Origin of the sequence: Halorarius halobius, from assembly GCF_024298865.1 — an archaeon.
GTDB classification, from domain to species: domain Archaea; phylum Halobacteriota; class Halobacteria; order Halobacteriales; family Haloarculaceae; genus Halorarius; species Halorarius halobius.
The window spans coordinates 2,825,883-2,838,818 of sequence record NZ_CP101161.1 but is presented as its reverse complement, the minus strand read 5'-3'; the positions used below and the strand labels follow the sequence as shown (position 1 = coordinate 2,838,818).

Sequence of the window (12,936 nt, the reverse complement as noted above, 5' to 3'; positions counted from 1 at the left end):
TCCCGCCCTACACAGGTCGCGGCCGGCGCGCGCCGGCGTTGTCGGTCACAAAACTTACTCCGCGAGACTGAATTGCCCGAGTCGTGTCGCTCCGCCGGCAGTTTCGGGCGTTCGCGGACGGCGACGAGCGGCTCGCGTCGCTCGGCTGGCTAACACTGAGTGCCCTGCTCGCCTTCCCGTTTCTCGCGCTCGTCGTCCAGGCCGACGGCGGCCCGTTCCGGTTCGGCGGCGTCGACTTCAAGGCGTACTACCTCGCCGGCCTGCGAGCGCGGGCGGGCCTGCCGCTGTACGAGTCCGGGCAGTTCGTGGAGCGGGTCACACGACCGCGTGCGACCGAGTTCCTCTATCCCCCGGCCGCCGCAGTTCCCTTCGCCGCAGTGACCCGCCTGCCACCGGTGTCGGCACGATGGCTGTGGACCGTCGGGCAGGTCCTGTTCCTCTGGTGGAGCGTCCTGAAGTTGGCCGGCTCGTTCGGCCTCTCGCTCTCGCGTGGCCAGCGGGCGCTGGCCGCCCTCGTGGTGGTGGGGTTCCAGCCCGTGTTCTTCCTCACGCGAATCGGTAACGTCTCCGGGTTCATGGCCGGGATGTTCTGTCTGTCGGCGGCCGTCACCGTCGCCCCTGAGGGCCCCGAACGGCCGTATCTCGGCGGTGCCGCGGCGGCGCTGGCTGCGGCGGTCAAACCGTTCGCCGCGCCCGCCGGCGCCCATCTGGTCGGCGACCGGCGGCGACTCGTCGGTGCCACGGCCGCCGTCGCCGGCCTGCTCGCCGTCGGGGTCGCGGCGTTCGGCGCGGACGCCCACGGCGCGTATCTCGAGGTCCTGCTCGCGGGCGACGATTCGGCCGGCGGCGACCCGTCGGCTCTCCCGTTCCACGCGCGGCCGTACTACCGGTTCCCGGGCGTCGCGACGGTCCTCCGTGGGAGCCTGCTCGGCGTCGCGGTCGGCGCGTCGGCCGTCGCCGCCCGGGTCGGCGCCGACGCCCGCGCGTTTGCGCTCGGCGCCGTTTCGATACCGCTGGTCGCGCCGGGGGCGAACACGCTGACGCTGGTGCTCGCCGGCCCGGGACTCGTCGTCGCTCTCGCCACCGAGTGGCGCGCGTCGGGGCGCCCGGGCGTGGTGCTCGGGAGCATCCTGGCCGTGCAGGTGAGCGTCTACCTCGTCCGTATCGTGGGCATCTACGGGCCGATGTCGCACCCGGGATTGCCGTGGGGACTCGTCCAGCACGTCCTCGTCGTTCAGCCGGCGACGCTGGGTCTGCTTGCGGTGTTCAGTCTCTGTGTGGCTCGCGTGCTGGCACGAAGCCGGGACGTTTAATCCGACCACCCGGCAACCCGCGGTATGGAGTTCGCCCGCCTCGCCGACCGTGCCGACGCCATCGAGGCCGAATCCGCCGACCTGGAGACGGTCGCGCTCGTCGCGGACCTGCTGGCAGAGGCGGGCGAGGGCCTCCCCGTCGTCGCCAGGTTCCTCCAGGGCCAGGTGTTCCCGGCCCACGATTCGACGAAACTCGACGTGGGGCCGGCGCTGGTTCACGAGACCATCGCGCGGGCGGCCGGTCACAACGTCACCGCCGACGACGTCGAGGACAGACTCGCGGACGTGGGTGAAATCGGCGCGGTCGCGGCGAGCTACGAGTTCGGCGGTCAGACCGGCCTCGGTGCGTTCACCCGCGGCGGCGACGACGCCCTGACCGTCGGGGAGGTGGACGAGGAGTTGCGCGCGCTGGCGGCCGCCGAGGGAACCGGTTCGGAAGACACGAAACGCGACGCGCTGTTCGGCCTGTTCAACCGGTGTTCGCCGTCCGAGGCGAAACTGCTCGCGCGGCTCGTCCTCGGTGAGATGCGCATCGGCGTCGGCGGCGGCACGGTTCGGGATGCCGTCGCCGAAGCGTTCGACGTGCCCCTCGAGTCCGTCGAGCGCGCCCTCCAGGTGTCGAACGACTACGGCCTCGTCGCCGTACGCGCCCGCGACGACGGGGAGGCTGGCCTCAACGCCATCGACCTACAACTGGGTCGCCCGGTGCAGGCGATGCTCGCGCAGGCCGGCACCGCCACGGAGGCACTGGAGGCGTTCGGCGAAGTAGTCGTCGAGACGAAGTACGACGGCGCCCGCGTGCAGGTCCACCACGGCGATGAGACGCGGGTGTTCTCGCGCAACATGGAGGAGGTGACCGAGGCGCTCCCAGAGATAGTCGAGTTCGTCGATGCCCGCCTCGATGCGCCGACCATCCTCGACGGCGAGGTGGTGGCCGTCGACGACGCGGGCGACCCGCTCCCCTTCCAGGAGGTGCTCACGCGGTTCCGCCGGAAGCACGACGTCGAGCGCATGCGCGAGTCCGTCGCGGTGGAGTTGCGCGCCTTCGACTGCCTGCACGCCGACGGCGAGGACCTGCTGGACGCGTCGTTGAGCGAGCGACACGACCGTCTTCGCGACCTGTTGGACGAGGGCGTGTCGACGCTCGCCGTCGCGGACGATGCGGACGCCATCGCCGCCCACGAGGAACGGGCGCTGGAGGCGGGCCACGAGGGCATCATGCTGAAGAACCCCGAGTCGGCGTACACGCCGGGTCGCCGGGGGAAGAACTGGCTGAAGCGGAAGCCGGACGTCGAGACGCTCGACTGCGTCGTCGTCGGCGCCGAGTGGGGGGAAGGTCGCCGCGCTGAACTGTTCGGCACGTTCCGCATCGCCGTCACCGACGGCGACGGCTACGCGACCGTCGGGAAGGTGGCGACGGGCGTCACCGACGACCAGCTCGCGGAGCTGACGGAGCGTCTGGAGCCGTACGTCCGCACGTCGTCGGGCCAGGACGTCACGTTCGTTCCCGAGGTGGTGTTCGAGGTGGGCTACGAGGAGATACAGTCCTCGACGACGTACGGCTCGGGGTACGCCCTCCGGTTCCCGCGGTTCGTCGCCGTCCGCGAGGACGCATCGCCGGAGGACGCCGACTCGCTAAACCGGGTCCGGCGACTGGCCGACCGCTAATCGAGGCGGCGTTCGACGGCGTCGAGCCGCGTTTCTATCGCCTCGATTCTCTCTGCCAGGTCCGACATCTCCTCGCGGCTGGCGGCGTCCGCCCGAGTCGCCTCGATGCGGCTCAACAGTTCGTCGTGGACGGCCCGTGCCTCCTCGCTGATTTCGCCGGTCACCTCACCGAGGCCGCGTCCTTCGACCGATTCGATGTGGCGTTCGAGTTCGTCGTCGGAGACCATCGTCCTGGAGGGAGCGACGCCGAGGGGCGTCACTACCGGAACGAGGCGACGCAACGCCATAAACCGGGGCGTGCGTTCTCTCGGCGTGAAAACCGCGGTGGGCAACCTACTTGCGGCGCCGAACGCAACCACGGGCATGGTCAAACACGACGGCCTCACCGTCGAGTGGCTGGGCTACGCCACCCTCCGGGTCGCGGGCGACGGCGTCACGGTCTACTGTGACCCCGGTCGGTACGGCGTGCTCGACGGCCGGGAGCCGAGAGACGGGGACGTGGTCTGTGTCACCCACGACCACCACTACGACCCCGACGGTATCCGTCGCGTGGCCGCGCCCGACGCGACGGTCGTCATCTTCGACGGCGTCAACACCCACCGCATCGACCGGGACGTGGACCGACCGGCCGACCTCGATTTCACGGTTCGGGAGGTGGACGACGAGGCAGACATCGCGGTCGGCGAGGTCATCGTTCGGACGGTGCCGGCGTACAACGACCCCGACGGCCCCCACACCGGAGCGGACGGCGAGCCGTACCACCCCGAGGGGTTGGGGTGTGGCTACCATCTCACCGTCCCGAGCGAGTGGGGGCGAAACGTGCGGGTGTTCTGGCCCGGCGACACCGACGTGCTGGCGGGGCACGAACGGCTCGACGTGTCACTGTTCTGCCCGCCCATCGGCGGGTCGTTCACGATGGACCGACACGAGGCGGCCGACCTCGCCGTCGCGATAGACCCGGACCTCGTCCTCCCGATTCACTACGACACGTTCGACGCGCTGGAGACGGACGCCGGGGCGTTCGCCGCCGACGTGGCGAGCCGCGGCGTCCCGGTCGTTCTCGACGAGTAAGCCGGCGTTTCTCCCCGCGGCGCCGCTCTGCTTCCCGATTGGCTGTGGCTAATTATTCCGCTGTGGCGCGAACGTGGGGTACGATGTCCGACACCCACGGCGCCGGGGCGTCGCGCCGACAGCTCCTTCGAGCGGCCGCCGCAGTGGGGGCCCTGGCGGGGCTGACAGCCACGGGCTCCGCCACCCGACAGCCGGACGCGCCTGCCGTGCCGGCGACGCTCCCGAGTGCGCGCCGTCTCGACCGCGAGGCGGGCCGCGTCACACTTCCGGTGTACCGGGGACTCGACCCGGACGGCGACAACCTCTACTTCGCACTCACGAGCGCATCGACCATCGCGGAGGCGACCAGACAGGGCGTGAACTGGGCACCGAAACTGGCCAACGCCCGCGACGAGGACGGCGTGCAGGAACTGACGCGGGCCATCCCATCGCCGCGGACCCGCCGGCAGGCGCCCGTCCCGTTCGACGCGACGGTGGAGTTCGACTCCACGCCCGGGTCGCCGCCCGCGGTCGCGGCGCCGGGGTACACCCCCCTCGTCTCGCCCGAGGCGTCGGTTCCCGGCCCGTCCAGCGGCGTCGTCTACTGCACCCCTCATCTCGTCAACAGCACGGGGCGACACCCAGCCGTGGTCGAGTTCGACCGCGACGAACTGGAGGTCCGGGTCGACCTCTCGACGGCGTTCGTCGGCGGGCGACGGGCGCTGTATCTCCCGGCCGAGGCGTCGACGGAGTCGTACGCGCGACTCGAAGGCGCCACGCACACGCCCGCGCTCGATGCGGTTCCCGCGGTGGGCGACCGCTCGCTGGAGGCGTCGGCCCGCGAGGCGCTGTTCGCCGTAGTGAACGGCCCGGTCGGTGCCCGGAGCCCCGAGCGCCAGGGAACCAACTCGGCGCGGGCCGGCGAGGGCGACGCACTCTACGTGTTCCGCTCCTCGCAGGTCTGTGTGGACGCGAGCGACCCGACCGACTGCTCCGTGTTCTACGCGCCGACGTGGGGCGTCTACGAACTCGCGTGGACGGGCGACGCCATCGAGTCCGACCGCCGACGGCGACTGACCGACCACGAGGCCGTCATCGAGGGCGTACTCGGTGGCGAACTAGAGAGCGCAACCCCCGACGGTCCCGTCGACACGCTCCTCGCGAACGTTTCGGCTTCGGGGGCCGTCCTCGCGGCGCCGCTGGTCGACGTCAGCCCGCAGAACGGTTCCCCGTAGCCGCGACCAGGTCGACCCTGACGACGTCCCCGTCGTCGCCGTCCGACGCCTGCAGGAGATACGACCCCGGTTCTAGTCCGTCGGTCGAGAGCCGTGCGCGCCACACCCCCGACTGCCCCCACTCACCGGCCGTGGCGAGCGAGGCGACCCCGCTGGTCTCGGCGTCCACGAGGTCGACGAACACGCTGTTGTCGCCCGGCTTCCGGTTCGTTTGCCCCCGGACGACCATCGTCTCGCCGACGGGCACGGACCGAACGCCCGTCCGATTTATCGCGCCCGCCGGCACCACGGCCTCGATGGTCGTCCGCGCGTCCGCGAGTGCGAACGTGTCGACGACCGAGAGGTCGTCGCTTCCCGCCTCCTCGACTGACTCGGCGAACAGGATGTCGAGTAGCTGTGCCTGCGAAAGTTCGACCGCGGCCCGGCGCTCACCGAGGTGTCGCTCCAGCGACGCGAGGTCCGCCCCGAACTCCTCGCGGATGATGCCGTTGCCGACCCGACCATCCCGACCGGCGCTGAGCACGACGCCGACGACCGCCCCCCTCGACAGCGGCCCGCCGTCGGGCGCCGCCAGCGCGAGGTCAGTCTCGAACGTCCCGTCACGGTCCACCGACACGAGGTCGCTGGCGAACTCGCCGCGCCTGTCGACGGCCACGGCGAGGACCTCGTCGGCGCCCGGGGCGAGGCCCGCGACCGTCACCTCGCCGTCCTCGATGGCCACCTGGCCGCCGATGTCGCGGAACACCGGCGATTCGGATTCGGCCGGCGCGGTCACGTCGAGCGACACCGCGACGCTGTCGTGACCGTCGCCGAGGGCGTCAGCGGGGAGTTGCGGGCGGAGCGTTCCGTTCGGCGTACACACGGCACCTCGGACGACGGCACCCAGTTGATAGCGTCCGGGGCCGGCCACGACCCTGCTCGCGTTGGTCAACACGACACCCTCCCGTCGCCAGGTTCCGTCGGGGCCGACCGCCACGGCGTCGTCGTCCGAACGCCGGCCGTCCTCGTCGGTATCGAGCAGATGCCAGTCGCCGTCGGCCCGCACGTACAGCGCCACGGCGCCGGCATCCGCGGGTGCCGTGCCGCCGAGTGTCGTCCGCGTTCCCAGTTCGTAGCTCCCGTTCGGCCGGGTGATACCGACTGGGCTCGCCGACGGCTCCGACTCCGGACTCTCCCCGTCAGCGGCGGCAGGGCTCGCGGGGTCGGCGGCGACCGGAACGCCGGTCGCCACCAGCAGGAGGACCACCAGCCAGGTCGAGTCGGGTCTGGGTATCGTCATCGGGAGGTGAGCGGCGACCGCCGGCGACGGACGGGTCCCCGTATCGTATCCTGGTGGGGCAGTGGCATTGTTACGCGGCACCAAATCGTCCGGCGTCCGGAGAAACGACCGGCATCTCGCGGAGAGTCACGGTTCCGGGCCTCTGGTGCAGTGGGCTCGAAAAAACGCCCCCGCGGCCACGGCGAGCGACGGCCCGCCGCGAGTCGGGGCGACGGCCCCGGTGGCCAGGTCAGTCGCGTCGGTACAGCGCCACGACGGCGGTCGTCAGTAGCCCGACGAGCAGTGCGAGAGCCGGCATGCCGCTCTGGGTGGGTGTCGGCGTGCCGGGTTCCGGGGTCGCGGTCGTTTCGTTTCCGACCGTCACCACGGCGTCGTCGGTGACGGCGGCGCCGTCGGCAGTGTACGGGCCGTCGTCGCTGCCGTTCGTGGCCACGAAGTCGTACGACTGGTTCCCGTTCGTGTCGCGGTGCGGCATGGCGATGTAGGTGCCGGACTCCGAGACGGGCTCCTCGAACGTGACGGTCACGTTCGAGGCGTTGCCGGCCTCGAGATACTCCGAGACACCCACGGCACTGCCCACGACGTTGCCGTCGAGGAGTGACGCGTCGTGGACGACGACGAACCCGCCATCCGGGAGCGACGCGCTCTCGACCACGACCGAGGAGCCGTCGCTGGTCTGGTTGGCGAACGAGACGGTGGCGGCCGGTCCGGCCGGTTCTGCCGTCTGGTTGCCGACCTCGAAGACGACGATGTCGGTGTTGTCACCGTCGTCGGCCTCCAGCGTGTAGCTACCGGGCTCGGCGTCCTCGGGCACCTGCATGGTCACGGACCAGCGGCCCGTGAAGTTCCACTCGTCCGTCGAGGGGCTGGCGAACTCGTTGGCGCTCGGCCCCTCGGTCACGTCGATGGCGATGGTGTTGTCGTCCGGCTTGCGGTTGGTGATGCCGGAGATAAGCATCTCGTCGCCCGGTGCGACCGGGTTGATGCCCGTCCCGGCGGCACCGACCGGCTTGACCGTCTCGATGCTGGTCGCACCGTCCGTGTACCGGAACGAGTCACGGATGAACAGGTCGTCGGAGCCGGCCTCGTCGACCGTCTCGTCGTTGAATATCTCCAGGACCTGCTGTTGGGTCAGGCCCGTGCCGCTGAACCGCTGGACGTAGTTCTCGACGGCGGCGATGTCGGCGCTGGTCTCGCCGGGGATGATGCCGTCGCCGGCCACGCTGTCACGGCCGACAGCGTAGACGACCGCCTGGATGTTGCCCTCGTTGAGCGGACGACCGTCGGCGGTGATGAGCGGCACGTCGTCCTCCTCGAAGACGTCGTCGTCGTCGACGGTCACCTGTTCGGTCGCCACCCGGCCGCGGGTGTCGACCATGACGAGCAACACGTCGTCCTGCCCGGGAGCGGTCCCGAGCACGTCGACGGTGCCGTCGTCGGTGGCAACCTGGCCGTTGTACGACTTGAATATCTGCGGCCGCTGGACGTCTATCTGCTGTGGCGCCTCGATCGGCGCGTTGACGTCACCCTCCGCGGCCCCGGGACCGAGGCCCGGTTCGGTGACCAGTATCGACGTCTGTTCGCTACTGCCGGCGCTGAACTCCGAAGTGGTCAGCGTCTCGCGGAGCTGACCGTCGTCGCCCCGCGCGTCCTCAGCCTCGATGACGCCGAAGCGGTAGCGGCCGGGGATGGCGAAGATGTCGGTGGCGACCGAGAGGCGCACGTCGCGCTCCTCCCACTCGCCGTCAGCGTCGACCGGGATGAGGTCGCCCTCGTCGAGGTCGCCGTTCTCGTCGATGTCGAGCAGTTCCCAGTCGCCCTGGTCGCGGGCGTAGAGAGCGACGTCGGAGATGCCCTGCTGGGCGGTGCCCCGCACGTCGACCTCCTGGCCGGCGATGTACGAGCCGGCGGGCTCGTCGATGGACAGCACGCCCTCGATGACCCGGACGGAGTCGTCGTCCTCGGGGTCACCGATGGACGCCGCGACGTCGTCCAGGGTGAGCCCCTCCTCGAACACGTTCACGTCGACGTTGGTGTCATCGAGGTACGCGGAGTCGATCTGACCGAGACCGAGTCCGGTGTCCTCGTCGATGACGACCTGCGCCCACGCGAACTCCGCGGTGCCGTCGTCGTCGGTGTCGAAGGTGCCGCGGTCGACGGTGTCCTCGACGTCACGGAACACCCGCTCGTCGACGACGTTGTTGCGGAAGTCGTCGTCCTCGATGGCGACGAAGTGGGTCGCACCCGCGGTCGACCCGCGGATGGTGAACGGGACGTACTGGCCCCGCACCGCCTCGTCGCGTTCGAGGTCCATCGTCACGTCGGTGTCGGTCGTCAGCTGGATGGTCGCGGTCCGGCTTGCCGGACCGAAGTCCAGGTTGTCCCAGCCCTCGACCGTGATGGTGTAAGTGCCGGCGTCCTGGTCGCTCAGGTCGAGCGCCCAGTAGCCAGCGTCGACGGACTCGTTGCCGATCTGCGTCTCGTTGAACTGTCCGAGCCCCTGGAGATAGACGATCTCCGTGCCGGTGCCCCGCTGGGCGGGGTTGCCGACCTGCTGGGGGTTGGTCGCGTACGGGCCGGTCAGTTCGGCCAGTTGTTGCTCCGAGAGCTCGTCCGACGTGGTGAGCACGTCGCCCGTGATCTCGTTGCCGTTCTCGTCGAACACGTTGATGTCGAGGTCCTCCGCGGTCTCGAAGTTGTACTCCCCGCGCACGAGGAGCACTTCGTCTTCGGGAACGCTGGAGTCGGCCACGTCGGCGCCCCGCTCGTTGAGCAGTTCGAGGTCGGTGACGCGCGGCTGCTGGACGGTCACGCCCGCGCCGGTCGACTGACCGTTGAGCGTGTACTGGCCCAGCGCCTGGTCCTGCGGGATGGGCTCTTCGAGCGGTTGGCCCTCCGCGTCGCCGGCGACGCCGACCAGGTTACCCGGGTCGACCGGGGTGCCGTTCTCGTCGACGAGGTCGATACCGTCCTCGCCACGGAACACGATGGGCTTGTCCGTGGAGACGACCACGTCGCTCGGGCCGCCGACGCCGGGGTTGAACTGGCCGGCGTCGCCGCCGCGGTTGGTGTGCGCCGCGCTCACGGCGCCCGGTATCGCCAGCACCGACAGTACCATCAACGAGGCGAGAAGTATCGCCCTGATTTCGTTATTGAGTGTTATCATTCCTTCCTGTTGCCGAGTTCGCTGTTGTCATTTCACGTCTGATTTCGATTCCGAGTCGATCCGTTACGTCTGATAAGCCGAGATACTCCTGATGATCACGGGAAACCCGTGTGAGACGATCACCTCCGTGTTTCGCGTCGTATAGAACGCCGCACGACGGTATTGTTATGTACGGACAAGAAATAGCGCACAGACGCCTCGAATCGAGTAATATCGGCGTTCCAACGCCGAGAGTAGCGGCGGCCGCGGCGGGCAGTCAGGGCCGCGAGTGGGTCGGGTGACCGAGCGCGGACCCAGAACAATACAATATCTGATAGATACGATTCGGTATGATTTACAGCATCCTGATAAGAGTAAGCGGAACGGCGAGGAGTCGTTCAGCCGGACTTACCGAATCGACCGGACCGCGGGGCACGGGCACCGACGCGTGAACGGTCCGGTGGGGCCGAGGTTACTCGCCGGCACGCCCCGGCGTATCAGACGGGCGTGTGGGACGGCCAGTGAGCGGCAGGGCGGCCGCCGGGCTCAGAGGAATGCGCCGACGAGCACGGCGAGCACGAGCAGTACCGAGAGGACCGCGATGACGCCGAACAGAATCGAAACGACCTCGTTCGTCTCGGTAAGCCCCGATTCCAGCGAGCCGGGGTCGAAGACCACCCGTCGCGCACGGTCCAGGACGCCGCTCGCTCCGTCCTGGTCGACGTCGGTGGCCGGGACGACAGTGCCCGCGGAACACACCTCACAGACGTCGTCGGGTGGGTCGTAGTAGGTCCGCCCGCAGTTCGTGCACGCCCACTCCATACGCCCAGTACGGCGCCGGCGCCGATAAGCGTTGGCCGCCGACCGGCGAGCCCGGTTGCCGTCCGGGGCCATAGAGAGTGCTTTCAGGGTCGTACGCCGGGATTTCCGAACGTGGGGCGACCCTACTCACCCCGAACTATCGAACGGGTTAATGTGCGGTGCTGTCCCTCCATCCGAACCATGAATCCCCACCCCGGGAGTGACACGTTCCGAGCCACGCCGGCTCACGACCGCTCGACCGACGGCACCGCCACAGCCTCCAGGGGAGTGGACCGATGAGGCTCGCGTTCGTCGGTGTCGGGCAGGCGGGCGGGAAGGTGGTCGACGCGTTCCTCGAGTTCCAGCAACACACCCCCCGCGAGTTCGTCGCGTCGGCGGCGGCGATAAACACGGCCCACTCCGACCTGCTCGGACTGGAGTACGTCCCCGAACAGCACCGGACGCTCATCGGCCAGGCGCGGGTGAAAGGCCACGGCGTCGGCGCCGACAACGAACTCGGGGCCGAAATCGCCCAGCAGAACCGCGAGTCCGTACTGGGTGCGCTCGATTCGGTTCCCATCGGCGAAGTCGACGCGTTCCTCGTCGTCGCGGCGCTGGGCGGCGGCACCGGAAGCGGCGCCGCCCCAGTCATCGCCCGCTATCTCCGGGAGGTGTACACCGAACCGGTGTACGGGCTGGGCATCCTGCCGGCCTCGAACGAGGGGGGCATCTACACGCTGAACGCCGCCCGCTCATTCAAGACGTTCGCGCGACAGGCCGACAACCTGCTCGTGTTCGACAACGACGCCTGGCGCAAGAGCGCGGAGACGCTGTCGGACAGCTACGGCCAGCTAAACCGCGAAATCGCGCGCCGGTTCGGCACGCTGTTCTCGGCCGGCGAGGTGGACGCGACCAGCGACGTGGCGGAGTCGGTGGTCGACGCGAGCGAGATAATCAACACGCTCGACACCGGCGGCGTCTCCAGCGTCGGCTACGCCACGCAGGCGCTCAACGACCAGCGCGGCCTCCTCGACCGGTTCCGGAACGGGTCGGACGTGGAGGACCCCGCCGCGGACACGAACCGCATCACCGGGCTGGTTCGCCGGGCAACGCTCGGCCGGCTCACGCTCCCCTGTGATGTGAAGAGCACGGAACGGGCGCTGATGGTCGTCGCGGGGCCGAGACGGCATCTCGACCGGCAGGGTATCGAGGAGGCGCGTCGCTGGCTCGAATCCGAGACCGGGACGATGGAGGTCCGGGGCGGCGACTTCCCCATCCAGTCGTCGGAGCTATCCGCGGTCGTGATGCTGTCGGGCGTCTCGAAGATACCCCGCATCGACCGGCTTCAGACGGTCGCGCTGGAGACACAGGACGTCCAGCAGGACACCCGCGAGCGCCACGAGCACCAACTGGACGACCTGCTGACCGACGAGCGGGACGAACTCGACCCGCTGTTTTAGCTGTCCCGGCCGTCCGCCCGACGCGTCCCGTGTTTCGTGGCCGAATCGTCCGCCGTGTCCGTCGGCGAGTCGGCCGTGTCGGCAGTCGGTCCAGGGAGTGTCGCCCGGTCCGCCTCGAACACCCGCCGCTCGCGAATCGAGCCGTCGGGACGAACGTGCCGGACCTCGACGACCGCGACCCCCTCCGGCAGTTCGCCGGTTATCGTGTACCCCTGTCGGAGACACCGAAGTCGGCGAAACCGCGGCCACGCTCGCAGACCCACGGTGAGGCTCATCCGGTCGGACTCGCGGGCGACTCCTGCCAGCACGGGGTGGAACCGCTCGGCCCTGAGCGACCGCGCCCACTCGACGTACAGGTCGTGGTCCACCTCCGCGTGTGGCGTCCGCCGCTCGCATCTGGCACCGCCCCGATGGAGCCTGAACCCCCCCTCGGACGACGACGGCCGCGCGAACGAATCCAGCCCGACGCGCTCGTAGCCCGCCGCGCTCGGCGACGCCGTCGGCGTGTCGTCGCCGGCGTACCGCGCCACCTGCTGGTTCCCGTACTCGGTGCCCCTGGCGGAACGGAACCGGAGGCCGACGACGCGGGGGAACGCGCCCGCGTCGACGCTCGCGGTCCGGGTGAACCCGCCGTAGGAGCCACAGTCGTCGTGACTGCGGACGTCGTCCGGCACCTTCGACCACGTCAGGTCGCCCAGTCGCCGGGCGCCGACCAGTCGGCCGTCGGCGTCGAACGCCGCGAGCGCGGCGTCGGAGAACCCCGCTCCCTGACGGCCGAACTGGAAGGAGACGTCGACGCGGGCGTCGACTTGCCACCCGTCACCGATTCGCCGCAGTGCCGTCGGCGTGACGTCGAGGTCGATTCCCGTCCACGTCTCACCGCAGGGCGAACAGCCGGCGAGTGGGGACGCCACCGCAGTCGCGACACCGGCGAGGAGAGCACGGCGGCGCATGGCCTGCAGTCGGCCAGCCCCGGCAAAAACGT

At 69.8% G+C, this 12,936-nt stretch carries 10 protein-coding genes; 5 read left to right on the top strand and 5 right to left on the bottom strand.

From position 1 onward, the window contains the following. The first annotated feature begins 83 nt into the window (after positions 1-83). Positions 84-1,313 carry a glycosyltransferase family 87 protein gene (locus NL112_RS15125; RefSeq protein ID WP_255149679.1) on the top strand — a complete coding sequence of 410 codons (1,230 nt, stop codon included), beginning with the start codon at positions 84-86 and terminating at the stop codon, positions 1,311-1,313. A 24-nt stretch (positions 1,314-1,337) separates the two neighbouring features. After that, the gene (gene ligA / locus NL112_RS15120; RefSeq protein WP_255149678.1) at positions 1,338-2,981 is read left to right on the top strand and encodes an ATP-dependent DNA ligase LigA; all 1,644 of its coding nucleotides are present in this window, start codon (positions 1,338-1,340) and stop codon (positions 2,979-2,981) included. On the opposite strand, the gene NL112_RS15115 is transcribed toward ligA, so the two are convergent. Continuing rightward, the gene (locus NL112_RS15115) at positions 2,978-3,241 is read right to left on the bottom strand and encodes a hypothetical protein (RefSeq protein ID WP_255149677.1); all 264 of its coding nucleotides are present in this window, start codon (positions 3,239-3,241) and stop codon (positions 2,978-2,980) included. The genes ligA and NL112_RS15115 overlap by 4 nt on opposite strands. Before the next feature lie 103 nt (positions 3,242-3,344). On the opposite strand from NL112_RS15115, the gene NL112_RS15110 reads away from it, so the two are divergent. Together NL112_RS15110 and NL112_RS15105 are read left to right on the top strand one after the other, a co-directional pair. After that, on the top strand, positions 3,345-4,052 hold the full coding sequence (locus tag NL112_RS15110; RefSeq protein WP_255149676.1) for an MBL fold metallo-hydrolase: 708 nt from the start codon (positions 3,345-3,347) through the stop codon (positions 4,050-4,052). An 83-nt stretch (positions 4,053-4,135) separates the two neighbouring features. Continuing rightward, positions 4,136-5,266, top strand: coding sequence for a hypothetical protein (locus NL112_RS15105; protein ID WP_255149675.1), 1,131 nt, complete (start codon positions 4,136-4,138; stop codon positions 5,264-5,266). Here NL112_RS15105 and NL112_RS15100 read toward each other — a convergent pair. The 3 genes from NL112_RS15100 to NL112_RS15090 all read right to left on the bottom strand — a co-directional run bounded on the left by NL112_RS15100 (position 5,241) and on the right by NL112_RS15090 (position 10,512). Next, positions 5,241-6,545, bottom strand: coding sequence for a hypothetical protein (locus tag NL112_RS15100; RefSeq protein WP_255149674.1), 1,305 nt, complete (start codon positions 6,543-6,545; stop codon positions 5,241-5,243). The two genes, NL112_RS15105 and NL112_RS15100, sit on opposite strands and share 26 nt — an antisense overlap. A 229-nt stretch (positions 6,546-6,774) precedes the next feature. Then, entirely contained in the window at positions 6,775-9,711 is a 2,937-nt protein-coding gene (csg, locus tag NL112_RS15095) for an HVO_2072 family ArtA-dependent S-layer glycoprotein (protein ID WP_255149673.1), read from the bottom strand. A 525-nt stretch (positions 9,712-10,236) separates the two neighbouring features. After that, positions 10,237-10,512, bottom strand: a complete 276-nt coding sequence (locus NL112_RS15090) for a hypothetical protein (RefSeq protein WP_255149672.1) — start codon at positions 10,510-10,512, stop codon at positions 10,237-10,239. Between the two features lie 275 nt (positions 10,513-10,787). Here NL112_RS15090 and NL112_RS15085 point away from each other — a divergent pair, with 275 nt between their 5' ends. Beyond that, entirely contained in the window at positions 10,788-11,951 is a 1,164-nt protein-coding gene (locus tag NL112_RS15085; RefSeq protein WP_255149671.1) for a tubulin/FtsZ family protein, read from the top strand. Here the strand turns inward: NL112_RS15085 and NL112_RS15080 are convergent. Beyond that, complete coding sequence (locus NL112_RS15080) at positions 11,948-12,904, bottom strand: hypothetical protein (RefSeq protein ID WP_255149670.1); 957 nt, start codon at positions 12,902-12,904, stop codon at positions 11,948-11,950. The two genes, NL112_RS15085 and NL112_RS15080, sit on opposite strands and share 4 nt — an antisense overlap. Between the last annotated feature and the right edge of the window lie 32 nt (positions 12,905-12,936).

What these genes read in the sequence shown, in the direction of transcription:
- NL112_RS15110 (WP_255149676.1), top strand. Translation starts at nt 3,345, where the DNA reads ATGGTCAAACACGACGGCCTCACCGTCGAGTGGCTGGGCTACGCCACC.
- NL112_RS15105 (WP_255149675.1), top strand. Translation starts at nt 4,136, where the DNA reads ATGTCCGACACCCACGGCGCCGGGGCGTCGCGCCGACAGCTCCTTCGA.
- csg (WP_255149673.1), bottom strand. Translation starts at nt 9,711, where the DNA reads ATGATAACACTCAATAACGAAATCAGGGCGATACTTCTCGCCTCGTTG.
- NL112_RS15080 (WP_255149670.1), bottom strand. Translation starts at nt 12,904, where the DNA reads ATGCGCCGCCGTGCTCTCCTCGCCGGTGTCGCGACTGCGGTGGCGTCC.
- NL112_RS15085 (WP_255149671.1), top strand. Translation starts at nt 10,788, where the DNA reads ATGAGGCTCGCGTTCGTCGGTGTCGGGCAGGCGGGCGGGAAGGTGGTC.
- NL112_RS15090 (WP_255149672.1), bottom strand. Translation starts at nt 10,512, where the DNA reads ATGGAGTGGGCGTGCACGAACTGCGGGCGGACCTACTACGACCCACCC.
- ligA (WP_255149678.1), top strand. Translation starts at nt 1,338, where the DNA reads ATGGAGTTCGCCCGCCTCGCCGACCGTGCCGACGCCATCGAGGCCGAA.
- NL112_RS15100 (WP_255149674.1), bottom strand. Translation starts at nt 6,545, where the DNA reads ATGACGATACCCAGACCCGACTCGACCTGGCTGGTGGTCCTCCTGCTG.